We start from the raw sequence: 23,910 nt of genomic DNA on the forward strand, positions 1-23,910 counted from the left end.
CCATGACCGTCACCTCCGACGTCCGCACCACCCCGGGCGGCGACCGGTCCCGCCCGTCCCCCATCGGCTGGCAACTCCCGCCGTTCTACTGCCCGATCACGCTCACCGGTGACATCCACCCGCGCCACGCCGAGCTGGAGCGGCGCGCCCTGGAGTGGATCGACAGCTACGGCCTCTACCCCGACGCGACCGAACGCGCCTGGGGACTGGCCACCCACAGCGCGGAGTTCAGCTGCCGGATCATCCCGCACGGCGAGCCGGAGCCCCTCCTCGTCTTCATGATGTGGAACTACTGGGCCCACGCGGTCGACGACTGGCTCGACTCCGGCAGCAACGCCACCGCGACCGGCAAGGTCGTCGACACCAGCATCCGGCTGCTCCGCGCCCTGGAGTACCCCGGCTCGTCGATGATGCCGCCCAGCCCGTACACCGACGCGCTGCACGACCTGGTGGGGCGCACCCGCGCCGTGCTGAGCCCCTGGCAGCTGCGGCGGTTCACCGACGGCGTCCGGGACTGGCTGTTCGCCTCCTCCTGGCAGACCGCCAACGCCGAACGCGGCGTCATGCCGAGCCTCAACGACTTCGCCGCCATGGCCGTCTCGATCAACGGCACCCGCTTCTCGCTCACCTGGGGCGAGGTGGCGAACGGCGTCGACCTGCCGCCCGACGTGCAGTGCTCCCCGGCGGTCCAGGCCCTCACCGACGCCGCGGGCTTCCTCGTCGGCACCGACAACGACCTGTTCTCCTACGCCAAGGAGGACCATCTGGAGATCCCCGAGCAGAACCTCATCAACGTCATCGCCCACGAGCGGGGCTGCACCCCCGCCGAGGCGCTGACCGAGGCGGTCGGGCTGCGCGACCGGACGATGACGCTCTACCTGCGGCTGCGGGACCAACTCGCCGCCGACGGCGACCCGATGATGCGGCGCTACCTGGACACGCTGGGCGACTACATCGCCGGATGCATCGTCTGGCAGAACAACGCCCCGCGGTTCGCCAGCCCCCGCAACCGCAATCCGTTGCCGGTGCCGGGCTCGTCGTTCCACATCACCTACCGGGACACGCCCAGCGACCCCTCGACGGACGCACCGGCCCTCCCGGCCATCGCCTGGTGGTGGGACCAGCTGACGTCCCCCGACGCTCCCTGAGCGTGGTGTCCCGCCCCCACCGGGACACCCCACCAACAGCGGAACCGGCGGCACGCACCGTACCGCCGGTCCCATCACACCCTTCGCCCGCGACACATCGGCGTACGCCGACGGGCCCGGACGGTGGCCTCAGTGGCCGCTGAACCAGCGACGCCACCAGGTGCTGGTGCCGCGCTTCGTCTCCGCCGTGGGCACCGCGACCGGCGGCCGCGGACCGGCCGCCTCGGGCAGCGGCTCCGAACGGCGCGGTGCGGGCAGCTCGGTACCGGCGGTCTGCGCCGGCATGCTCGGCTTCGGCGTGAACCGCACCGGAAGCTCGATCATGTGACGCGACATCAGCGACGACCGGTACGGGATGTCGTGCACGGCGACGCCCAGCTGGAGGTCGGGCAGCCGGGCCAGCAGCGTGTCGATACCCGTGTCGGCGATGGCGCGGCCCACGTCCTGACCAGGGCATTCGTGCGGGCCGCCGCTGAACGCGAGGTGCGAGCGGTTACCGTGCACCGGCTGCGTGAGGTCGGGACGGATCTCCGGGTCGACATTGCCCGCCGCCAGCCCCAGGAGCAGCATGTCGCCCTCCTTGATGCGCTGACCGCCCAGCTCCGTGTCGCCGGTGGCCCACCGCCCGAGGATGGTGGTGAACGGCGGCTCGTCCCACAGCACCTGCTCCAGCGCGTCCGGCAGGGTCATGTGACCGCCGGAGAGGCTGGCGCGGAACCGCCGGTCGGTGAGGACCATCAGCACCGTGTTGGCGATGAGGTTGGCCGTCGTCTCGAACGCGGCGATCAGCACCACGCGGAGGTGCTGTACGGCCTCGTCGTCGGTGAGCGCGGAGCGGTGCTCCAGCAGCCACGTGGTGAAGTCGTGACCGGGGGTGGCGCGCTTGCGCTCCACGAGCTGCTGCAGCGTCTGCATGACGAACTCGTTGCTGGCGACGGCGGTCTCGGTGCCCTTGATCATGTCGCGGGCGGCCTCGACCAGCCGGGGACCGTACGACTCCGGCATGCCGAGCAGCTGCGTCATCACCAGCATCGGCAGATGCTCGGCGAACCGGCTGACCAGATCGGCCTGACCGGCACCGGCGAACTCGTCGATCAGCTGATTGGCGAAGCGGGTGACGTAGCGGCGGATACCGCGCCGGTCGAAGCGGTTGATGGAGTCGGTGACCGCGGCCCGCAGCCGCTCGTGGTCGGCGCCGTCGACGAAGTTGCACACCGGCTGCCAGGCGGCGACCGGCGTCAGCGGGTGCTCCGGGCCGACCCGGCCCTCCCGCATGTCCCGCCAGCGGCGCGAGTCCCGCGAGAAGCGGGACGGGGTGCGGGCCACGTCCAGATTCTCGCGGTGCCCCAGCACCAGCCACGCCGGGAGGTCGCCTTGCAGCAGAACCGGCGCGACCTGACCGTGTTCGGCGCGCAGCTTCTCGTACAGCCCCATCGGATCGGCCTCGGCCTCGGGACCGTACAGCCGGCGCAGGCCCTCCGGGCCGACGCCGTGGGCCGGGCAGCCCGGGGGCGGGGTGGGGGAAGTGCTCACAGTGGCTCCTTGGCTCCTCGCCGGCTCACGCCACGGCGAGGGAATGCAGATACCGCATCAACGTCATCAGGACGTCGCGGCTTGACGGGCGCAGCCGGGCGTCGCAGTCGACTATCGGCACATCGGCCGGCAGGTCGAGGGCGGCACGGACCTCCTCGACCGGGTGCGCCGGTGCGTCCGGGAAGGAGTTGATGGCGACGACGAAGGGGACGCCGCGCTCCTCCAGCCGCCCGATGACGTCGAAGCTGACCTCCAGCCGACGGGTGTCGATCAGCACGACGGCACCGAGGGCACCGTCGAACAGGCCGTTCCACAGGAACCAGAAGCGCTGCTGTCCGGGGGTTCCGAAAAGATAGAGGACGAGTTCGTCGTTGAGACTGATCCGGCCGAAGTCCATCGCCACGGTGGTGGAGGTCTTGCGTTCCACCCCGATGGTGTCGTCGACGCCGACACCGGCCTGGGTCATCGTCTCCTCGGTCGTCAGCGGACGGATCTCGCTGACGGATCCGACGAGCGTGGTCTTGCCGACGCCGAACCCGCCGACAATCACGACCTTGACCGCTGCCGCCGCGCTGTCCGGCAGTTCGTCCTCGGTCCGTGGGCCCTCGGCAGGGTGCTCGACAAGCGTCTCAGAGCTTTTGAAGTCCATGGATCACCGCCTCAATAAGGGCACGGTCGGGAAGTTGAGCGGGAGGTACGGGTGCCCGTGCGACGACGCGGCTGTCCGCCAGCAGGTCACCGAGCAGAACGGTGAGCACGCTGACCGGCAGGCGCATGTAGGCGGAGAGTTCCGCCACGGACAGCGGGGAGTGGCACAGCCGCATGATCGTGGCGTGCTCGGGCTGCATGCCCGGTTTGGGGCTGTTCTTGGACACGATCAGCGTGACCAGGTCGAGGGAGGCCGACTTTCCGGAGGATCCGCTGCGCCCACCGGTGATCACATAAAGCCTCTCCGGGTTCTCGTCCTCCCAGCCCTCGTCCGCATCGCTCACTCCGGAGACCCTCTTCCCCCTCGGCAGGGACGCCGCATGTCCTCAACACGTTCGACGACCCCGCTCATACGACCTGTCCGTTGTGGCGCGGTGGGCTGCTCAAGTGCTCACCGATACGGGCCACGAGGTCCCGCATCCGCGCACCGATCAAGCCGGCGTCCACGTCCTCATCGGCCAGCACCGCGAGGTATGCCCCGGCACCTGCTGCCATCAGGTAGAAGAACCCACCGTCCAGTTCGATCACGACCATACGCATCCGGCCGTCACTGCGGGGGAACTCCGAGGAAACCGCTCCGGCCAGGCTCTGCAGCCCGGCGCAGGCGGCCGCCAGCCGGTCGGCGGTGTCGGTGTCGGTGCCGTGCTGAGCCATCCGCAGGCCGTCCGACGACAGCACGATGACGTGACGGGTCTGCGGCACGCTCTCCGCGAGGTCCTTGAGCATCCAGTCCATGTTGGGCCGGTGCTGAATCATGGCTACTCACTCTTTTCCGAGGACTCGTCACTCTCACGGGCTGCACCGGCCTCACCGGAGGCACCGGTGGGCGCGGATGTCTGGCTCTCGCCGGACAGGCCGCTCTGGAACGCCGCCAGCCACATACCGGGCTGCACTGGTGATGCCTTCTCCGGGGCGGGGGTGGGGGCGGGAACAGCGGGGGCCGGCGCCGGGGTGGGGGCGGGGGCGGCCGGCGGCGCCAGGGGGGCGGTCGCCCGGGCCTTGCGCCGTCGCTGGGGGAGCCCGGTGGCGGTCCGCTCCGTCACCACCGGGATGTCGTCCATGGTGTCGCCGGGGTACCCGCCGTTGACCGGTGCGGGCGCGGCGGGAGGCGCCGCGACGGGGGCGGCCGCGGGAGCGGGGGCGGGGCGGGAGGCCCCGGCGGGACGCTCCGCGCGGGCGGTCAGCGGGCCCGAGGAGGCACCGATGCCGTGGGCGCGGCCGGTGGCGGGGGCAGTGGTGATCAGGTCCTGCGGGACGATCAGCACCGCGCGGACGCCGCCGTAGGCGGAGGTGCGCAGCGACACCTGGAAGTTGTAGACCTGCGCGAGGCGGCCGACGACGGCGAGGCCGAGGCGCGGGGTCTCGCCGAGGTCGTTGACGTCGATGCCCTTCTGGGCCTGCTCCAGCATCCGCTCGGCGCGCTTGCGCGCCTCCTCGCTCATGCTGACGCCGCCGTCCTCGATCTCCACCGCGATACCGGACTGCACCTCGACCGCGGTCAGATGCACCCGGGTCTGGGGCGGGGAGTAGCGGGTGGCGTTGTCCAGCAGCTCGGCGAGGGCGTGGATGAGCGGTTCGACGGCGGGGCCGACGACGGCGACCTCGGAGACCGAGTGCAGTTCGACGCGCTGGTAGTCGAGGATCCGGGACATGGCGCCGCGGAGCACGCTGTAGAGCGGGACCGCGCGGCTCCACTGACGGCCGGGGCGGGCGCCACCGAGCACGGCGATGGAGTCGGCGAGGCGGCCGATCAGGGCGGTGCCGTGGTCCAGCTGGAGCAGGTCGCCGAAGACCTCGGGGACGTGGCCGTGACGGTCCTCCATCTCGCGGAGTTCCTGGGCCTGCTGGTGGACGATCGCCTGGACGCGCCGGGCGATGTTCACGAACGCGCGCTGGGCGGCGTCACGGAGGTCCTCCTCCGCGACGACGGCTTCCATGACGGACCGCAGAACGGCCTGGTGGGCGCCGTGGAACTCGGGGGTGAGCTCCGCCTCCTTGGCGTGCTTGGCGAGCCGCTCCCCCATGGCGTTGAAGACGTCTTCGGGGAACTCGCCGCGGCTGAGCCGGGAGACCATCTCGGGCAGCAGGTCCTTGGCCAGGCGGATGGTCTCCGACTCCTGGCGGGACAGGGCCGTGCGGTACTCACGGTCGCGCTGCCGCAGCCCGGCGATCACCTTGGCCCGTCGGGCCAGCTCGGCCGTGACCAGTGCGACCGCCACAGTGGCGATCACCCCGACCCAGGCGACCGGTGTACTCGCCTGGGAGGGGACCGTCACCGCGGCGATGACTCCGGCCACGGCCGTCACCGCGGCGGGCACGGCCCACGCGAGAACCGAGACGGGACGTGACCCCCCGGGCGACGATCCTTCTCGAACCATCTGCACCCTCAAAACCCTCAAACATTGAAAGATCGGGACGACTTGCCGAATCCGCGACACAACGGACAGCGTCACCACGGTGGTTACCGTGCAACGCTTCCAGGGGGGCGGCGGACCGGAAGTAGCATAACCGGGTTTGATCGCAGGCTGACGCCAGGTCACTACGCCCTGAACAAGCGGAAATCGAACTTCCCCTTCATATTCGACACTCCGTCAGTTCACTTCCGAATCCTGGGTGAGTCGTGTCATCGGACGGGTTTTCGGCAGTCCGGCGGGAGTGGTCCGGCCGTGCGATCCCCTCGGAGACCCCCGCCCCTCACCGGGCGCAGCGGCACATGCCAGTGGTTTGTTCAACGGAGCGTGGCGGGCGTCGAGCGCCTCCCGCGTGCGGGGTGCCAGGAACTCTCCGACCTGCCGTCCGCCCCTCCGACACCGGGTGGCGTAGGGCCGCATCCGCCGTTCGTAGCGGGCGGGGGCGAGACGGGGTCACCCCGGGCGGCGGAGAGTTCACCCGTGGGGAGGTAGGCCCCCGGGGAGGCGGCAGTGGCACCGGGCCGCCGTCCGGCGGGGCGGGGGATGCGCCGGCGGCACCCCCTTCGCCCCCTCCGTGCGCTGCGGCGACAGGCCGCGTCCGCGCCCGGGAGGGGCGCCCCGTCCGCTCCGTCCGCGGTGGGTATTCCGGATTTACCGGCTATACGCCCCTGCGGAGGAAGCGGGAGCGGCGGAACGTCCCGGGCGCCGTGGGCCGGCGCCCGGGGCGTCCGTGGTGGTACGTATCGGCGGTACGTACTAGAGGCGGACCGCGCGCCGGGGCGGCTGCTTGGCGTCGGACAGCAGGCCCTTGAGGGTGGCGAATTCGTCGACGCACTTCGCGGTGCCGTTGACGACGCAGTCCAGCGGCTGGTCGGCGACGGTCACCGGCACCCCCAGCTCCTGGCGCAGCCGCTGGTCGAGGCCGCGCAGCAGGGCGCCGCCGCCGGTCAGGGCGATACCGCGCTCGACGATGTCGCCGGACAGCTCCGGCGGGCACTCGTCCAGGGTGCGGTGGACGGCGCGGACGATCGCGTCGACCGGCTCGGTGAGGGCCTCGCGGATCTCCTCCTCGGTGACCTCCTGGACGCGCGGCAGTCCGCCGATGTGGTCGCGGCCGCGGACGGTGTACGTGGTGGCGCGTTCCGGGGTGCCGTCCTCGCCCTCGACGACCGGGCTCCAGGCCGCCGAGCCGATCGCGATCTTGATGTCCTCGGCGGTGCGCTCCCCGATGGCCAGCGCGTGCTTCTTCTTGATGTAGGCCATGATCGCGGCGTCCAGCGCGTCCCCGGCGACGCGTACGGACTGGGCGGTGACCAGGCCGCCCAGGGAGAGGACCGCGACCTCGGTGGTGCCGCCGCCGATGTCGACGACCATGCAGCCGACCGGTTCGGCGACCGGCAGTCCGGCGCCGATCGCGGCGGCCATGGGCTCCTCGATGAGATGCACCTCACGGGCGCCCGCGCCGCGTGCGGAGTCGATGACGGCGCGCCGTTCGACCCCGGTGATCCCGGACGGGACGCAGATGACCACGCGCGGCTTGGAGAAGCGGCGGGTGGGCAGCGCCTTCTTCATCAGGGCGCGCAGCATCTGTTCGGCGGCGTGGAAGTCGGCGATGACGCCCTCGCGGAGGGGGCGCAGGGCGGTGATCCCGGACGGGGTGCGGCCGATGGTGCGCTTGGCCTCGGCGCCGACGGCGACGACGTCGCCCGCGGCGTTGACGGCGACGACGGACGGTTCGTTGAGCACGACCCCCTTGCCGCGTGCGTGGACCAGGGTGTTGGCGGTACCGAGGTCGATGCCTATGTCGTACGTACCGGACGAGGTGCTGGGCGCCATGGGGAGTTCGTTCGCTCTTTCTCACACTGGATGACAGGACCCGGCGGGGCGGGTCCTCGGGCATCGCGGCCCAGAGGCACCAAGGGCGTACCAATGGCGTCATTTTCGGGCAATTATCAAGAGTACTGGGGTCGCGGATCGGTTCCCGCGATGGGGAAACGGGCGGGCCTGCGGAGGGGTTCCGGAGGGGGCGGCGCCCGGGGCGGGCCGGTCCCTCCAACCGTTCCCCGGGCGGGCCGGTTCCACGCGGGCTCCCCGGGGAGCCGTACGCACCGTCCCGCCGTCACCGGCTGCTGCTGCCCAGCCTGCTCCGGGTGGCGCGGTTGCGGCCGCCGGGGCCGCGGGAGAGGGCGTGGGCGAGGTCGTCGAGGGCGTCGAGGAGGAGGTCGGCGCCGCGCAGGGCGACGCCCTGGCTCTCGTCCTCCGCGTCCCACCGCTCCCAGACGGCGCGCAGTTCGCTCCAGTCCAGCTCCTCGCGGTCCACCACGGCCTGGGTGGCGCGTTCCAGGGATTCGCGCAGTTCGTAGGCGAAGGCGGTGGCGCCGACGGAGGGTTCCGCGTCCTTCTTGGGGAGGTGGGCCTCCAGGATCATCGCGACCCGGCCCATGGTGGTGAGCGCGGTGGTCGCCGCGGCGGCCGAGGTGCGGGACAGTCCCCGGTGGCGCACCGGCTCCTTCTCGGCGCGCTCCTCGGACTCCTCCCAGGCGGCGCGGGCGGCGCGGGAGTCCAGCAGGGCGTCGCGGACCTGGCGGGGGCGGCGTTCGGCGGGGCGGGCGTGCAGTTCGAAGACGGCGAGGGCGTAGCGGCCGTTGGCGTCCAGCCAGTCGGCGAGGCGGCGGCGGAGCCGGGGTGTCTCCCAGGTCGGGAAGAGGGCGTAGGCGGCCATGGCGAGGACTCCGCCGACGGCGGTGAGGACGACACGCTCCAGGACGGTCTGCTCCCAGCCGGCGCCCGCGATGCCGAGGAGGAAGACGACGTACGCGGCCACGCAGGCGGAGGTGACCGAGTGTCCGGTGCGCATGAGCAGGTACATCAGCAGGACGCAGCAGAGGGCGAGCGCGGCGTTGACGTAGACACCGGGGTGGAAGAGCGCCACCAGGGCGCCGCCGATGGTGACGCCGACGAGGGTGCCGCAGAAGCGGGCGACGCCGCGGGCGTAGGTCTGGCCGAAGTCGGGGCGCATCACCACGACGGAGGCGAGCGGTACCCAGTAGCCGTGGCCGAAGGGCAGCACGGTGCCCAGGAGGTAGCCGGCCGAGGCGACCGCGCTGAGCCGGACGGCGTGCCGCAGGAAGCGGGAGGACCAGCGCAGTTCACGGTGGAGGGAGCGCAGGGCGCCCGGGATCAGCCGGGGGACGCTGGGGCGCAGCAGGTGGCGTTCCTGTTCGGCGGTGGTGGGGCGGGTGGACTCGACGGGCTCGTCGCTCCTCTCGACGGCGTCGGCGAGGAGGGCGATCAGGCGGTAGGCGGAGCGGCGGGCGGCGCCCTTGAGCAGCGGTCCGGACGGCGGGACCTCCAGGGTGGCCATCGTCTCCGGGGTCAGCCGTACGGGGCGGTCGTGGCGGATGGCGTGGGCGACGGCGTCCAGGACGGTGGCGGCGGCGCCGAGCAGGTCGCGGGTGCGGTCGCGTTCGGGCCCTTCCAGGGGGGTGCCGACCACGGGGTCGGCGAGGGAGGCGAGGACCGGCCGGATCTGCTCGGCGACGCCGCGCGGGCCGTGGAGCTGGACGGGGCGCCGTTTGGCCTGGCGGGGCGTCACCGCGGAGGCGAGCCGGGCGTCCATGAGGGGCTGCGGGTCGAAGGGGGCGACGGGGTCGTGGCGCAGCCGCCGGGCGTAGTCGGCCTCGGCGGCGAGGGCGTCCGCGAGGGCGTCGCGCTGGACGCCCCAGGGGCGCACCGGGAAGACGGTGATCAGTGTGGCCTGGATGAGGCCGCCGAAGGCGATCAGCGCGGCGTGTTCGAGGGCGCCGAGCACGGAGGTCGGCAGGGTGACGGTGACCAGCATGATCGAGATGGTCTGGGTGCCGACGAGCCCGGAGATCGGCCCGATCGCCCAGGCCAGCCCGGCGAGGAAGGTCCAGCCGGCGAGCAGCAGCAGGAAGGCGAGGAGGTGGACGGCGGCGAGGTAGCCGAGGAAGGTGGAGAGGGCGAGGCCGCCGGCGACGGCGAGCGCGAGGACGGGGCGCGGGCGCCAGCTGCGCTGGAAGGTGACGGTGCCCGCGGCGAAGGCGCCGAAGGCGGAGGAGACGGCGAGCGTCGGATCGCCGCGCCACAGGCAGAGTCCGATGACGAGGGCGACGCCGACGGTGCCGCGCACCGCGATGAGGGGGGTCAGCTCGGCCCGCTCGATGGTCAGCCCGGAGCGGGCGGTCTGCTTCAGCGCGCGCGACCAGGTCATAACCAGAGAATACGGGGCGAAATGCCGCGGTTCGGGGCGGCCAGGACCGGCGTCCCGCGTGGCGCGGGGGCCGTGCCGGAGGGCCCTCGGCGGACCCGGCGGAGGGCGCGTCCCGTTCCGTCGCGCGCCCCCGCCGGGAAACGTGCGCACCCGGCGCGCCCGCCCGGCCGGTGCGCCCCTCGGCCGGGCCCCTACGGGACGTCCGGGCGGCCCGCAACGCGGCCGGGCCGGTGCCCGGCCGCCCCCGGACCGCCCCTCAGGACACCACGTCCTTGCGGGCGAAGCCGCGGAACGCCAAGGCGACGAGGACCAGCGCGTAGGCGACCGAGACGGAGGCGCCCTGGAGCATCCCGGACCACGCCATCTTGGGCTGCAGCGCATCGGCCCAGGCGAACTGCCAGTGGGCGGGCAGCACATCGCGCCAGCCGCCGAGGGCGGTGACCTGGTCGAGGACGTTGCCGATGATGGTCAGCCCGACCGCGCCGCCGACCGCCCCCAGGGGCGCGTCGGTGACCGTCGACAGCCAGAACGCCAGCGCCGCCGTGACCAGCTGACTGACGAAGAGATACGCCACCACGACCGCGAGGCGCCCCACCGCCTCGTCCGGCGCCAGCGCACCGCCGGTGGGCAGGGTGAGCGGGCCCCAGCCGTACGCGGCGGTGCCCACCCCCAGGGCGACCAGGGGCAGCAGCACCATCGCGGCGGCGCTGAAGAGCAGGCCCACGGTCAGCTTGCTCAGCAGCAGCCGGGCGCGTGGCACCGGCGCCGCGAGCAGATAGCGCAGTGACGACCAGCTCGCCTCGGACGCCACCGTGTCCCCGCAGAACAGCGCGACCGGCACGACCAGCAGAAAGCCCGCCGAGACGAACAGCACCGTGGCGGTGAAGTTGCCGCCGGACGCCGTCGCGGTCTCCATCAGGGTGATCCGGCCGTTCGCCCGCCGCCCCGGGGTGCCGCCGATGGCGAAGGCCACGACCAGCACGAACGGCAGCAGCGCCAGCCCGGCGCCGATCACCAGGGTGCGGCGCCGCCGCAGCTGCCGCAGCGCCTCGACGCGCAGCGGCAGGGTGCGGCGCGGACGGTAGCCGGGGGCGGCGGCCGACTCCGGGGGCCCGGCGGCAGGTGCGGGGCGCGGTTCCGGTGGGGTGGCGGTCATCGGTCGCCTCCGATCAGGGTGAGGAACGCGTCCTCCAGGCGGCAGTGCGGCCCGACGCGGTGCACCGGCAGGTCCAGCCGCAGGAGCCCGGCGAGCAGGCCCGGGGTGACCGCGGGGTCGTCGAGGCGGACCAGCAGACCGTCGTCGGCGCGGGCCACCGCGACGACACCGGGCAGCTCACGGACCTTCTCCAGCACCGCGTCGGTGAGCGTCCCGGGATCCGCGACGCCGACCAGAACGGTGTCCTGCGCGCCGGTGATCTCCGCGACCGGCCCGGAGCTGACCAGGCGTCCGCGGTCCATGACGACCAGATGCGTACAGCTCTGCTCGACCTCGGACAGCAGATGGCTGGAGACGATGACGGTACGTCCGGCGGCCGCGTAACGGATCATCACCTCGCGCATCTCGCGGATCTGGGGCGGGTCGAGGCCGTTGGTCGGCTCGTCGAGGATCAGCAGGTCGGGCAGGCCCAGCATGGCCTGGGCGAGGGCGAGGCGCTGCCGCATGCCCTGGGAGTAGGTGCGCACCGCGCGGTCCAGAGCGGTGCCGAGCCCGGCGATCTCCAGGGCCTCCTCGGCGTGCGCGTCGGCGGCGGGCCGCCCGGTGGCGCGCCAGTACAGGTCGAGGTTGGCGCGGCCCGACAGATGCGGCAGGAACCCGGCGCCCTCGACGAACGCGCCGACCCGGGAGAGCACCGGGGCGCCGGGCCGGACGGCGTGCCCGAAGACCCGGATCTCGCCCTCGTCCGGGCGGATCAGGCCCATCAGCATCCGCAGCGTGGTGGTCTTCCCGGCGCCGTTGGGGCCGAGCAGCCCCAGGACCTGCCCGCTCTCCACGCGGAACGACAGGTCCCGCACCGCGTACCGGTCGCTCGCCCCGGCGTACTTCTTGCTCAGCCCGTCGATCACCAGCGGCACGGCGGCGAGCGACGGGTCGGGGGGCGGGGCGGTGGTGCGGCGGCGGGCGGTGAGCAGCAGGGCGGCGGCGAGGACGGCGGCGGCCGACGGGAGCAGCCAGGTCCAGGCGGGCAGCGGGGCGGCGGCCGCGCGGACCCGCGGGTCGGTGGGGACGCTCAGGGCGCCGCCGCCCGCTGCCGCCACGGTGTAGGTGGCGGGCTCGGTGGGTGAGGCGTAGCCGAGGTCGGTCGCGGCCAGGACCAGTCGCATCCGGTGCCCGGCGGCGAAGTCGTGGTCGACGGCGGGCAGTTCCAGGGTCACGCGGGTGCCCCGGCCGGCGCCGGAGATGCGGTACGGCGTGACGAGCTGCGCGGGCAGCACCTGCTTGGTGCCGTCCGGGGCGACGTCGTAGAGCTTGGCGAAGAGGACCGCGTCGCGGGCGGTGGACCGTACGGTCACGGTGGTGCGCGGGGCGCCGGTGAGATGGACGGGTGCGGTGAGCGGCGCCGAGTCGAAGCGGGCGTACTGGCCCGGGAAGTCGACCGCGAGGCCGCCGCCCAGGGAGGAGAGGGCGCCGAGCGCGCCGGTGCCGGGGACCGCGGAGATCGCGGGCGGGCTCGCGCCGGGCGGGTTGGTGAAGCGCTGTTCGGGGCCGGTGAGCTGGATGCGGCGCGGGTCGTGGTCGAGTCCGGGGTAGGCCGGGCCGCTCGCCCCGCGCAGTTGGAGGGCGCCGTTGGTGGAGTCCACTCCCCCGCTGCGGCTGACCCGGAACGCGGGCCCGGTGTCGGCGCCCTTGTCGCCCTTGAGGTAGCGGTCGAACCAGGCGCGGGTGCGGTCGGTGAGCCGTCCCGTCTCGCGGTCGCCACCGTCGTGGCCACCGGCGATCCAGTCGACGGAGACGGGGGCGCCGTTGCGGCGCAGCGCCCGCGCCATCGCGTCGGACTGGTCGAGGGTGAAGAGCGAGTCGGTCTGCCCCTGCATGATCAGGGCCGGCGCCTTGATGCGGCCGCCGACGGCGGACGGGCTGCGCTGCTCCAGGAGGGCGCGGGCCGCCGCGTCCGGTTTCCCGGCGACCGCGACCCGTTGGTACATCGCGCACAGGTCCACGGCGAACCGGCCGCAGCCGCCGGACGGTGCGGGGGCGCGGCCGGGCGCCGTGGTGGGGGTGCCCGCGGAGCCGGTGGTGAAGAAGATCCCGGCCCACAACTTCTTGAACACGCCGTGGGGGAAGAGGGCGTCGGCGAGGTTCCAGTAGGTGATCTGCGGGGCGAGGGCGTCGATCCGCGGGTCGTGCCCGGCGGCGAGCAGCGCGACGGCGCCGCCGTACGAGGCACCGGCGATGCCGACACGTGGGTCCCCCGCCTTGTCGAGCCGCACCTCGGGGCGTTTCGCCAGCCAGTCGACGAGGCGGCTGACGTCGGCGACCTCGCGGTCCGGGGCGTTCAGCCCGATGTCGCCGGTGGAGTCGCCGAAGCCGCGCGCCGACCAGGTCAGGACGGCGTAGCCGTCCCGGGCCAGCCGCTCCGCCTGCGGACGGACCTCGTTCTTGCTGCCGCCGAAGCCGTGCGCGAGCAGGACGGCGGGGCGGCGCGCGGAGGAACTCCCCGCGGTGAAGTAGGAGGTGTCGATCCGTACGGTCTTCTCGCTGCCGGGCTTCTCGGGCATCGTCAGCGTCCGGTCCGTACGGTGCACGGCCGGTGCGGCGTCCGAGGTGGCGGCCGTCCACACCCCGCCGCCCACGAGCAGGGCCAGGGCGCCGACGGCCGCGTACAGCCGTCGTCCGCGCAGTCGCAGATCCATACGGGGATCCTAGGGAGTGGGCCGTACGGGGGGTGCCGGGAGTGCGGCGGAAGCGGCACCGGGGCCGCCGGGGCGTGGCCCGCGCCGCCGTCGGCCGTACGGGCCGCGCATCGCGCCGCGCGGTCCGGCCCGCCCCGTCAGTACTGCGGAGGGCCGAATCCGCCGGGGGCCGGCGGGTTGCCGGGCGGGACCGGCGGGGCGGTGGGCGGTATCGGCGGGGCGGCGGGGCCCGCCGTCGGCATCGGCGGGACCGGGCCCGCCTGCGGGGGCACCGGGGCGCCGGCCATCGGGCCGGGGACCGGAGCGCCGGGGACCGGGCCGCCCGGCATCGGGGCCGGCGGCTGCCAGCCGGACGGCTGCGGGCCGGGCGGGACGAAGCCGGGTCCGCCGAACCGCGGTGCGGGCGCGGGCGGCTGCCAGCCGGGGGCGACCGGTTCGCCCTTGGCCATCAGCGCGAGCAGGGCGAGCGAGCCGAAGAGGTCCAGCGCCACCTCGGCGATGGCGAGGATGCTCTGGCCCGGCGCCGCGTGGCTGATCGTGAACAGGTGGCCGGAGAACCCGGGGCCGACCACCATCAGCAGGGCGTTCGGCAGCAGCAGCGTCGCCAGGCCCAGGGACAGACCACGGGCGGCGGTGCCGCGCATCAGGCAGGTGAGCGCGGCGATGCCCGCCAGCGCCAGCAGGACCAGTGCGTCCCAGCCGGGGGCCAGCGAGGTCAGGGACGACAGGATGCCCTTGCCCAGGTAGAGGATGAGGACGGAGTCCCCCAGATTGCCGGCCTGGACCACCATGGTGAGCTGCCAGATCACCGAGAGCAGCGCCATCGCCCCGAGGACGAGACCGCCGATGACGCCCGCTGCCTTGGCCGGGCGCACCGGCGGCGGGCTGGGCGTGGGGCGCGGCCAGGACCGCATCCCGGCGAGCAGCACGATCCCGGCGAGGAAGGCCAGCAGGGCCAGTGCCAGGCCGCCGAGGAAGACCGCTTCGAAGGGGTCGGCGTCGATCCGCGCGTTGCGGAACCAGCGGTTGTCACCGGTGTGGGAGCCGACGCTGATCACGGTCTGGACGGCGGTGGCGAAGGTGAAGGTGGTGGCCACGGCCATCAGACCGCCGGCCGTCCGCCGCCCCGCGAACGCCGCAACGGCGCCGCTCAGCTGCACCAGGGCCAGGCAGAACTGGGTGGAGTTGGAGACGGTGTTGAGGCCGGGGGGACGGGCGCCCGTCCAGTAGTCCCACACCGCGGGGAGGCCGAACTCCGCGAGGTCGTAGCAGAGCCAGAAGCCGGTGTAGAGGAAGAAGACCAGGCAGAAAATGCCGCCCGTGATCCGTGCGCCCTTGGCCAGTGCCGTGCTCCGTGGCATCGCGTCCCCCGATGATGATGTTGTGTACACGCCCGGTCACCGTAGCAACCCCCGCTGACAGCCGTCCCCCTGAACAGCGCGCTCCGCGGCGTACCGGGCGCCGCTGCCCCGCCGGCCGGTGACCGGCGGGGCAGCGGACGGGCCCTCAGTGGTTGCTGGGGAAACCGAGGTTGATACCGCCGTCGGACGGGTCGGGCCAGCGCGTGGTGACGACCTTGCCGCGGGTGTAGAAGTGCACGCCGTCGTTGCCGTAGATGTGGTGGTCGCCGAAGAGCGAGTCCTTCCAGCCGCCGAAGGAGTGGTAGCCGACCGGCACCGGGATCGGGACGTTGACGCCGACCATCCCCGCCTCGACCTCCAGCTGGAAGCGGCGGGCCGCGCCGCCGTCGCGGGTGAAGATGGCGGTGCCGTTGCCCCACGGGGAGGCGTTCATCAGCGCGATGGCCTCGTCGTACGTGGCGACGCGGACGACCGACAGCACCGGGCCGAAGATCTCGTCGCGGTAGGCGTCCATCTCGGGCGTGACGTTGTCGAGCAGCGACACCCCGATCCAGTGGCCGTCCTCGAAGCCCTCGACGGTGAAGCCGGTGCCGTCGACGACGACATCGGCGCCCTGCGCGGCGGCGCCCTGGACGTACGAGGCGACCTTGTCGCGGTGGACCTTGGTGATCAGCGGACCCATCTCGGACGCCGGGTCGTCGCCCGGGCCGATGCGGAGGGCGGCGGCGCGCTCCTTGATCTTCTCGATCAGCGGGTCGGCGGTCTCCCCGACGGCGACGACGACGGAGATCGCCATGCAGCGCTCACCGGCCGAGCCGTACGCCGCGTTGATCGCCGAGTCGGCGGCGAGGTCGAGGTCGGCGTCGGGCAGCACCAGCATGTGGTTCTTGGCGCCGCCCAGCGCCTGCACCCGCTTGCCGTTGGCGGTGCCGGTGGTGTGGATGTACTTGGCGATCGGGGTGGAGCCGACGAAGGAGACCGCGGCGATGTCCGGGTGCTCCAGGATGCGGTCGACCGCGGTCTTGTCGCCGTTGACGACGTTCAGCACACCGTCGGGCAGGCCCGCCTCGGCGGCCAGCTCGGCGAGCTTGAGGGCGGCGCTGGGCACCTTCTCGCTCGGCTTGAGGACGAAGGTGTTACCGCACGCCACGGCGAGCGGGAACATCCACATCGGCACCATGGCGGGGAAGTTGAACGGCGTGATGCCGGCGACCACGCCGAGGGACTGCCGGATCGCGGCGACGTCCACCCGGGTGGAGACCTGCGTGGACAGCTCGCCCTTGAGCTTCTCGGGGATACCGCAGGCCAGCTCGATGATCTCCAGTCCGCGCGCGACCTCGCCGAGGGCGTCGGAGTGCACCTTGCCGTGCTCGGCGGTGATCAGCCGGGCCAGCTCCTCGCGGTGGGCGGCGACCAGCTCGCGGTAGCGGAACAGCACGGAGGTGCGCTTGGCCAGCGAGCTGGTGCCCCAGGTGGCGAACGCCTCCTTGGCGGCGGCGACCGCGGCGTCGACCTCCTCGACGGAGGCGAAGGGGACCTGCTTCTCCTGGGCGCCGGTGGCCGGGTTGTACACCGGGCCGAAGTTGCCCGACACACCCTCGACGGGCTTGCCGCCGATCCAGTGGCTGATGGTCTGCATGCGGGGGGGCCTTTCCGGTGGTGACGACTACGGGCCGATATCAGAGGTGTCGGCGGCGGTCTGCGGCGTGTTGGTCGTAGGCCAGGCGCGCGGCGACCGCCGCCGGACGCGTCGCGGTCTCGGCAACGGGTACATCCCACCAGGACTGGGCGCCCGGCGCGCCCGGCACTGTGTCGGCCGTTTCGGTCTCGACGTAGACACATGTGGGACGGTTCGCGCCACGCGCCTCGGCGAGGGCGTCGCGCAGGGCACCGACGGTGGGCGCGCGCAGCACGCGCATACCGAGGGAGGCGGCGTTGGCCGCGAGATCGACGGGCAGCGGATCGCCGGTGTAGGTGCCGTCCGCGGCGCGGAAGCGGTAGTCGGTGCCGAAGCGCTCGCCGCCGGTCTGCTCGGAGAGGCCGCCGATGGAGGCGAAGCCGTGGTTCTGGAGCAGCACCAGCGTGAACGCGGCCCCCTCCTGGACCGCCGTGACGATCTCGGTGGGGTTCATCAGATACGTGCCGTCGCCGACCAGGGCCCACACCGGGCGGCCGGGGGCGGCGAGGGCGACGCCGAGGGCGGCGGGGATCTCGTATCCCATGCAGGAGTAGCCGTATTCGAGGTGGTACTGCCGGCGGGAGCGGGCGCGCCAGAGCCGGTGCAGATCACCGGGGAGGGAGCCGGCGGCGTTGACGAGGATGTCGGTGTCGTCGACGACGGCGTCGAGGGCGCCGAGCACCTGGGTCTGGGTGGGCCGGGCGTCCGGATCGGGGGCGGCGTACGCGGCGTCGACGCGGCGCTCCCAGTCGGCCTTGGCGGTGGCGTACCCCGCTTCGTACGCGGCCTCGACGCGGTGGCCGTGCAGGGCACGGGTGAGCGCGACGAGCCCTTCGCGGGCGTCGGCGACCAGGGGCAGCGCCGCGAGCTTGTGGGCGTCGAAGGAGGCGATGTTGAGGTTGACGAAGCGGACGGCGGGGTCGGCGAAGAGGGTGGCGGAGGCGGTGGTGAAGTCGGTGTAGCGGGTGCCGATGCCGAGGACCACATCGGCGTGCCGGGCGAGCGCGTCGGCGGTGGCGGTGCCGGTGTGGCCGATGCCGCCGACGTCGGCGGGGTGGTCGTGGCGGAGCGCCCCCTTGCCCGCCTGGGTGGCGGCGACGGGGATGCCGGTGGCGTCGGCGAACGCCCGCAGGGCGCCCTCGGCCTCGCTGTGGTGGACGCCGCCCCCGGCGATGATCAGCGGGCGGCGGGCGGCGCGCAGCACCCGGGCCGCCGCCGAGAGGGCGTCCGGGTCGGGCGCGGGGCGCGGGACGCGCCAGATGCGGTAGGTGAAGAACTCTGCGGGCCAGTCGTACGCCTCGGCCTGGACGTCCTGCGGCAGGGCGAGCGTGACGGCGCCGGTGTCCACGGGGTCGGTGAGGACCCGCATCGCCTGGAGGGCCGCCGGGATGAGCGCCTCGGGCCGGGTGACGCGGTCGAAGTAGCGGGAGACGGGGCGCAGGGCGTCGTTGACGGAGAGATCACCGGCGTACGGGACCTCCAGCTGCTGGAGGACGGGGTCGGCGCGGCGGGTGGCGAAGGTGTCGCCGGGCAGCAGCAGGACCGGCAGGTGGTTGACGGTGGCGAGGGCGGCGCCGGTGACGAGGTTGGTGGCGCCGGGGCCGATGGAGGTGGTGACGGCCTGGGCGCGGAGCCGGTCGCTCTGGCGGGCGTAGGCGGTCGCGGCGTGGACCATGGCCTGTTCGTTGCGGCCCTGGAGGAACGGCAGCGCCTGGGGGTCCTCGCGCAGCGCCTGGCCGATCCCGGCGACGTTGCCGTGGCCGAAGATGCCCCAGCAGGCGTTCACCAGGCGGTGGCGGTGGCCGTCGCGCTCGGTGTACTGGCGGGCCAGGAACCGCACCAGGGCCTGCGCGACGGTGAGGCGGAGGGTGGTCATCGGGTGTCTCCCGGGGGCGCGGTGTAGCGGGGCAGGCGGGGGTCGGTGGGCAGGCCGGGCCAGGTGTCGCGGATCCAGCCGTGGTCGGGGTGGTCGCGGATCAGCCACTCGCGGGTGGCGCCTGGGCCCGCCATGACGTTGAGGTAGTAGAGGGCGTGGCCGGGGGCGGCGATGGACGGGCCGTGCCAGCCGTCGGGGATGAGGACGGCGTCACCGCCGCGGACCTCGGCGAGGACGTCGGTGGTGTGGCCGGGCCCGGAGGGGGTGACGCGCTGATAGCCGACGCCCGGGGTGCCGTGGGCGGGCTCGACCTCGAAGTAGTAGATCTCCTCCAGCGCGGACTCCTCGCCGGGGCGGGCGGTGTCGTGTTTGTGCGGCGGGTAGGACGACCAGTTGCCGCCGGGGGTGAGGACCTCGACGGCGATGAGCTTGTCGCAGGGGAAGGCGTCGGCGGCGGCGAAGTTGTTGACCTGGCGGGAGCAGGCCCCGGCGCCGCGCAGCTCCACAGGGATGTCGGCGGTGGCGCCGCGGCGGGCGGGCAGGCGGCGGGTGCAGCGGGCCCCGGCGAGGGCGAACCGGCCGCCCGCCCTGCTGGTGAGCCGCGCGTGCGCGTCGCGCGGGACGTACGCGAAGTCGGTGAGACCGCTGAAGACGCTGTCGCGGCCGGTGAGGTCGTGCGAGGTGCCGTCGGTGGTGACGGTGCAGCCTCCGCCGAGGGGCAGCACGATCCACTCGCTGTCCCCGGCGTCGAAGGCGTGGTGGCCCCCGGGCGGCAGTTCGAGGATGCGCAGCGAGGAGTGGCCCCAGCCCGCCCGCTCCGGCGTGATGTCCAGGGCGTACGGCCCGGCCCCGCCGTGACCTGCCGGGATGTGGAGGCCGAGGGCCCGGCCGGGGCCGGGTGCGGAAGCGGCTGACGCGGATGCGGGATTCATGACCACAAGTCTCCACCCGACCACTGACAGTGAGGAAGATGCGGGCGCCGCGGCGGCGCCCACCCGTGCGCGTGCGGCCGGACGCGCGGGCCGGTCCGGCCGTCCGGCGCCGGGCTCCGGGGCCGGCCGCGGGGTGCGGGCGCGGCCGGCTCATCGTCCGGCGAGGAACGCGTCGACCTCCGCCTCGGTGGGCATCGCCGGTGAGCAGGCGAGACGGGTGGCGACGAGGGCGCCGGCCGCGTTGGCGTAGCGCATCGTCGGCTCCAGCTCCCAGCCGTGCAGCAGGCCGTGGCAGAGGGCGCCGCCGAAGGCGTCCCCGGCGCCCAGGCCGTTGACGACCTCGACGGGGAAGGCCGGGACCTCGGCGGTGCGGCCGTCCCGGTGGACGGCGAGAACGCCCTTGGGGCCCTGTTTGACGACGGCGAGTTCGGCGCCCCCGGCGAGCAGCGCCTCGGCGCAGGCCCGCGGGGAGCGCAGCCCGGTGGCCACCTCGGCCTCGTCGACGTTGCCGACGGCGACGGTGGCGTGGGCGAGCGCCGCTTCGTAGTGGGGGCGCGCGGCGGCCATGGCGGCGGCGCCGGTCGCCCCGCCGTCCCCGGAGGCACCGCCCGCGCCGCCCCAGAACAGCGGCCGCCAGTCGAGGTCGAAGACGGTGGGGCCGCGCCTGCCGCGGGCGGCGAGCGCGGCGAGGGTGGCGGTGCGGCTGGGCTCCTCGCACAGTCCGGTGCCGGTGACCCAGAGGATCCGGGCGGCCCGCAGCGCGTCGTGGTCCAGTTCGTCGGCGCGGAGGGTGAGGTCGGGGGCGGTGGGGCGGCGGTAGAAGTAGAGCGGGAAGTGGTCCGGCGGGAAGATCTCGCAGAACGTGACCGGGGTGGGCAGATCGTCCACGGCGGTGACCCAGCGGTCGTCGACGCCGAACTCCCGCAGCGCCCGGTGGAGGTAGTCGCCGAAGGGGTCGCGTCCGGTGCGGCTGATGACGGCGGTGCGGCGGCCCAGGCGCGCGGCGGCCACCGCGACGTTGGTGGCGGAGCCGCCGAGGAACTTCCCGAAGGTCTCCACCCGGTCGAGCGGCACACCCGATTGGAGGGGGTAGAGGTCCACCCCGATGCGGCCCATGGTGATGAGGTCGAACGGTTCCGGCATGGATCCCCTTCGCTTCGCCCGGCGCGGCACGGCGGGGCCGGGCGGCGCGCCCGCACCCCGTCGCGGGCTCAGGTCTAGTGGGGCCACCGAACCGTGTCAACGGCCCGGTGCACCGCGCTGACCTGTACGGCGGCGGCGGTACGGGCGAGTGGCCGCACGGCTGCGGCCACCCCTCGTCCCGCCGTCCACCCGGGCGGCAACCTGCCGGAACCGTCACTTCCGGGCGCCCTTCCGGAGCGTCGTACGCCTCGGTCCCACCGGCGGGAGGGAATCTTGACACCCCCCGGGAGCGCCCGGGACGCTGAGCCCACCACTCCCGCGCCCCCGGTCACCGCCGACCGGCGAGAGGAGAGCCGTCGTATGACCGCAGCCCGTGCCGACGCGCCCGTGCTGGACCGCATCCGGGTGGGGTCCGCACCGGATTCCTGGGGTGTGTGGTTCCCCGACGACACGCGGCAGATCCCCTGGCGGCGCTTCCTCGACGAGGTCACCGAGGCGGGCTACGACTGGATCGAGTTGGGCCCCTACGGCTATCTCCCCACCGACCCGGCGGTACTGCGCGACGAGACCGCCCGGCGCGGCCTCGGGGTCTCGGCCGGAACGGTCTTCACCTCGCTGCACCACGGCCCCGCGGTCCGGGACGCGACGTGGGCGCAGGTGTCCCGGGTCGCCGCGCTCGCCCGGGCGACGGGCGCCGGGCATCTCGTCGCCATCCCGTCCTTCTGGCGCGACGACCGCACCGCCGAGGAGCTGGAGCCGCCCGAGCTGACGGCCGCGCAGTGGCGGCACCTCACCGAGGGGACGGAGTGGCTGGCCCGGCGGGTCCGGGAGGAGTTCGGCCTGACGCTGGTGGTGCACCCGCACGCCGACACCCATCTCGACACCGAGGAGCACGTCACCCGCTTCCTCGACGCCACCGACTCCGACCTGGTCTCCCTCTGCCTGGACACCGGCCACTACGCCTACTGCGGCGGGGACAGCGTCGCGCTGCTCCGCACCTACGGCGAACGCGTCGGCTATCTCCATCTCAAGCAGGTCGACCCCGAGGTCCTCGCCGACGTCCGCGCCAAGGGCACCGCCTTCGGTCCGGCCGTGCGGCAGGGCGTGATGTGCGAACCGCCGCGCGGGGTGCCCGCGCTGCCGCCCGTCCTGGAGGCGGCGCAGGAGCTGGGCAGCGCGCTCTTCGCCATCGTCGAGCAGGACATGTATCCGTGTCCGCCGGAGCAGCCGCTGCCCATCGCCCGGCGCACCCGCCGCTTCCTGCGCGCCTGCGGCGCCTGAGCGACGGACGGAACCGACCGCGAGCAGGAGGGCGAGATGCACGGGACGCTGGGGGTGGCCGTCATCGGCGCCGGACGGATGGGCGCCGATCACGTACGCCGGATCGACGAGGTGACCAGCGGGGCGCGGGTGGCGGTCGTCGCCGATGTGGACGGGGCCCGCGCGAAGTCGCTGGCCGACCCCATCGAAGGGGCCGTGGCCTGCACCGATCCGGTGGCCGCGATGGACTCCGCGGGGGTGGACGCGGTCCTCGTCGCATCGCCGGGGGCGGCCCATGAGGCGGCGCTGGCGGCGGCGTTCGACCGCGGTCTTCCGGTGCTCTGCGAGAAGCCGCTGACGCCGGACCCGGACTCCGCGCTGCGGGTGCTCGCCGCCGAGCAACGCCACGGCCGCCGCCTCGTCCAGCTGGGCTTCATGCGCCGCTACGACGCCGACTACCGCGCCCTCAAGGCGCAGTTGGCGCGCGGTGCGTACGGGCGTCCGCTGATGCTGCACCACACGCACCGCAACGTCTCCTCGCCGCCCGGCTGCACCGACGCGCAGACGCTGCACGACTCCGCGGTACACGAGATCGATGTGACGCGCTGGCTGCTGGACACCGAGATCACCGCCGTGCGGGTGCTGCGCCCGGCGCCCTCGGGCGGCGCGCCCGAGGGGCTGCACGACCCGCAGCTGATCGTCTTCGAGACCGCGGACGGCCCTCTCGTCGACACCGAACTCTTCGTCAACTGCGGCTTCGGCTACCAGGTGTCCTGCGAGGCGGTCTGCGAGCGGGGCACCGCCCGGATCGGCGACGACCGCGGAGTCTTCGTCAACGCGGCGGGCCGCTGGGGCGGCACCATCCCGCCGGGCTTCGTGGAGCGCTTCGCGGGCGCGTACGACCACCAGGTGCAGCGGTGGGTGGACGCCACCCGGCGCGGCACCGTGGAGGGCCCCGGCTGCTGGGACGGCTACGCCGCCGCGGTGGTCTGCCAGGCGGGTGTCCAGGCGCAGCGCACCGGCGAGCGCGTCCCCGTCGACCTGCCCGAACGGCCGACGCTGTACCGCTGATCCGCTCCCTGCCCCGCCCGTCCGGCGGCTGCGCGGGGACGACGGCCGCCCCGCCGCGTCCCCCGGCCCGTGGAACGTTCGCCGCAAAGCGACCGGTCCGTGACGATGCCCCCTCATCACCTCTCTTGCGTAGGAAAGTTGACACTCCGGACTCCGCGCCTCCGGCAACCGCGGCGGGCGCGGGCGGCGTGCCCGTAGATGCACCGCATCCCGCTGCGGAACGGTCCGGCGCACATACCCCTTGAGGGTGGTCGGATACGCGCCATAAGGATGCATGGCACCCAACGGGGGAAATGAGGACATCATGCGCATCACCTCACTGCATCGCACCATCCGCCGCCCGGCCGCCCTGGCGGCCACCACCAGCCTGATCACCGCCGCCCTGCTCACCGGTACGGCACCCGGGGCACAGGCCGCCACCGGACCGAGCCCCAAGGCGGCCTGCGCCTACTACAGCGGCACCGCGCTCACCGTGTACGGCCAGCGCAACGACCGGGTCAAGCAGGTCCAGTGCCTGCTGGCCAACCGCAAGTACCTGCCGTGGAGCAGCCTCACCGGCTACTTCGGCGACCAGACGCTCGCCGCCGTCAAGAAGTTCCAGAAGGCGGCGCATCTGCCCGCCGACGGCAAGGTCGGCAAGAAGACCTGGAAGGCGCTCTACGCCTGACCCGGCCGCCGCGCACCGACGGCGCGGCGCCCCTCA

Annotated in this window: 18 protein-coding genes; 4 read left to right on the forward strand and 14 right to left on the reverse strand. The window is 73.7% G+C overall.

The window, feature by feature from the left end; genetic code table 11:
* The first annotated feature begins 2 nt into the window (after positions 1-2).
* Positions 3-1,148: a terpene synthase family protein gene (locus ACF1BH_RS19995; RefSeq protein WP_391643859.1), complete on the forward strand. Its 1,146-nt coding sequence runs from the start codon at positions 3-5 to the stop codon at positions 1,146-1,148.
* 129 nt (positions 1,149-1,277) lie between these two features.
* On the opposite strand, the gene ACF1BH_RS20000 is transcribed toward ACF1BH_RS19995, so the two are convergent.
* The 14 genes from ACF1BH_RS20000 to iolC form a co-directional block, all read right to left on the reverse strand.
* Positions 1,278-2,681 (reverse strand): cytochrome P450, encoded by a 1,404-nt coding sequence (locus ACF1BH_RS20000; protein WP_391643862.1) that lies wholly within the window; start codon positions 2,679-2,681, stop codon positions 1,278-1,280.
* Positions 2,682-2,706: 25 nt separating this feature from the next.
* Positions 2,707-3,330 carry an ATP/GTP-binding protein gene (locus tag ACF1BH_RS20005; RefSeq protein ID WP_391643864.1) on the reverse strand — a complete coding sequence of 208 codons (624 nt, stop codon included), beginning with the start codon at positions 3,328-3,330 and terminating at the stop codon, positions 2,707-2,709.
* Positions 3,311-3,673: a DUF742 domain-containing protein gene (locus tag ACF1BH_RS20010; RefSeq protein ID WP_345084374.1), complete on the reverse strand. Its 363-nt coding sequence runs from the start codon at positions 3,671-3,673 to the stop codon at positions 3,311-3,313. The genes ACF1BH_RS20005 and ACF1BH_RS20010 overlap by 20 nt, the downstream gene beginning before the upstream one ends.
* 64 nt (positions 3,674-3,737) lie before the next feature.
* Positions 3,738-4,145 carry a roadblock/LC7 domain-containing protein gene (locus tag ACF1BH_RS20015; protein ID WP_030284070.1) on the reverse strand — a complete coding sequence of 136 codons (408 nt, stop codon included), beginning with the start codon at positions 4,143-4,145 and terminating at the stop codon, positions 3,738-3,740.
* 2 nt (positions 4,146-4,147) lie between these two features.
* Entirely contained in the window at positions 4,148-5,767 is a 1,620-nt protein-coding gene (locus ACF1BH_RS20020; RefSeq protein ID WP_391644075.1) for a sensor histidine kinase, read from the reverse strand.
* A 789-nt stretch (positions 5,768-6,556) separates the two neighbouring features.
* Entirely contained in the window at positions 6,557-7,636 is a 1,080-nt protein-coding gene (locus ACF1BH_RS20025; protein ID WP_391643867.1) for a rod shape-determining protein, read from the reverse strand.
* A 283-nt stretch (positions 7,637-7,919) separates the two neighbouring features.
* Complete coding sequence (locus tag ACF1BH_RS20030; RefSeq protein ID WP_391643869.1) at positions 7,920-10,034, reverse strand: FUSC family protein; 2,115 nt, start codon at positions 10,032-10,034, stop codon at positions 7,920-7,922.
* 256 nt (positions 10,035-10,290) lie between these two features.
* A complete protein-coding gene (locus ACF1BH_RS20035) occupies positions 10,291-11,190 on the reverse strand; it encodes an ABC transporter permease (protein ID WP_391643871.1) in 900 nt (299 codons plus the stop codon).
* The gene (locus ACF1BH_RS20040; protein ID WP_391643873.1) at positions 11,187-13,886 is read right to left on the reverse strand and encodes an alpha/beta fold hydrolase; all 2,700 of its coding nucleotides are present in this window, start codon (positions 13,884-13,886) and stop codon (positions 11,187-11,189) included. Before ACF1BH_RS20040 ends, ACF1BH_RS20035 begins: the two co-directional genes overlap by 4 nt.
* A gap of 137 nt (positions 13,887-14,023) precedes the next feature.
* Positions 14,024-15,247, reverse strand: a complete 1,224-nt coding sequence (locus tag ACF1BH_RS20045; protein ID WP_391643875.1) for a hypothetical protein — start codon at positions 15,245-15,247, stop codon at positions 14,024-14,026.
* Between the two features lie 145 nt (positions 15,248-15,392).
* Positions 15,393-16,886 (reverse strand): CoA-acylating methylmalonate-semialdehyde dehydrogenase, encoded by a 1,494-nt coding sequence (locus ACF1BH_RS20050; RefSeq protein WP_391643877.1) that lies wholly within the window; start codon positions 16,884-16,886, stop codon positions 15,393-15,395.
* Between the two features lie 40 nt (positions 16,887-16,926).
* Positions 16,927-18,801 carry a 3D-(3,5/4)-trihydroxycyclohexane-1,2-dione acylhydrolase (decyclizing) gene (gene iolD, locus ACF1BH_RS20055; protein WP_391643879.1) on the reverse strand — a complete coding sequence of 625 codons (1,875 nt, stop codon included), beginning with the start codon at positions 18,799-18,801 and terminating at the stop codon, positions 16,927-16,929.
* On the reverse strand, positions 18,798-19,733 hold the full coding sequence (gene iolB, locus ACF1BH_RS20060) for a 5-deoxy-glucuronate isomerase (RefSeq protein WP_391643881.1): 936 nt from the start codon (positions 19,731-19,733) through the stop codon (positions 18,798-18,800). Before iolB ends, iolD begins: the two co-directional genes overlap by 4 nt.
* 150 nt (positions 19,734-19,883) lie before the next feature.
* Entirely contained in the window at positions 19,884-20,876 is a 993-nt protein-coding gene (gene iolC, locus ACF1BH_RS20065) for a 5-dehydro-2-deoxygluconokinase (RefSeq protein ID WP_391643883.1), read from the reverse strand.
* A 360-nt stretch (positions 20,877-21,236) separates the two neighbouring features.
* On the opposite strand from iolC, the gene ACF1BH_RS20070 reads away from it, so the two are divergent.
* The 3 genes from ACF1BH_RS20070 to ACF1BH_RS20080 all read left to right on the forward strand — a co-directional run bounded on the left by ACF1BH_RS20070 (position 21,237) and on the right by ACF1BH_RS20080 (position 23,874).
* A complete protein-coding gene (locus ACF1BH_RS20070; RefSeq protein WP_391643885.1) occupies positions 21,237-22,157 on the forward strand; it encodes a sugar phosphate isomerase/epimerase family protein in 921 nt (306 codons plus the stop codon).
* A 36-nt stretch (positions 22,158-22,193) separates the two neighbouring features.
* Positions 22,194-23,207, forward strand: coding sequence for a Gfo/Idh/MocA family protein (locus ACF1BH_RS20075; protein WP_391643887.1), 1,014 nt, complete (start codon positions 22,194-22,196; stop codon positions 23,205-23,207).
* 304 nt (positions 23,208-23,511) lie between these two features.
* Entirely contained in the window at positions 23,512-23,874 is a 363-nt protein-coding gene (locus tag ACF1BH_RS20080; RefSeq protein WP_391643889.1) for a peptidoglycan-binding protein, read from the forward strand.
* Positions 23,875-23,910: the final 36 nt, after the last annotated feature.

Origin of the sequence: Streptomyces sp. NPDC014733 (assembly GCF_043083385.1) — a bacterium.
Taxonomy (GTDB): domain Bacteria; phylum Actinomycetota; class Actinomycetes; order Streptomycetales; family Streptomycetaceae; genus Streptomyces.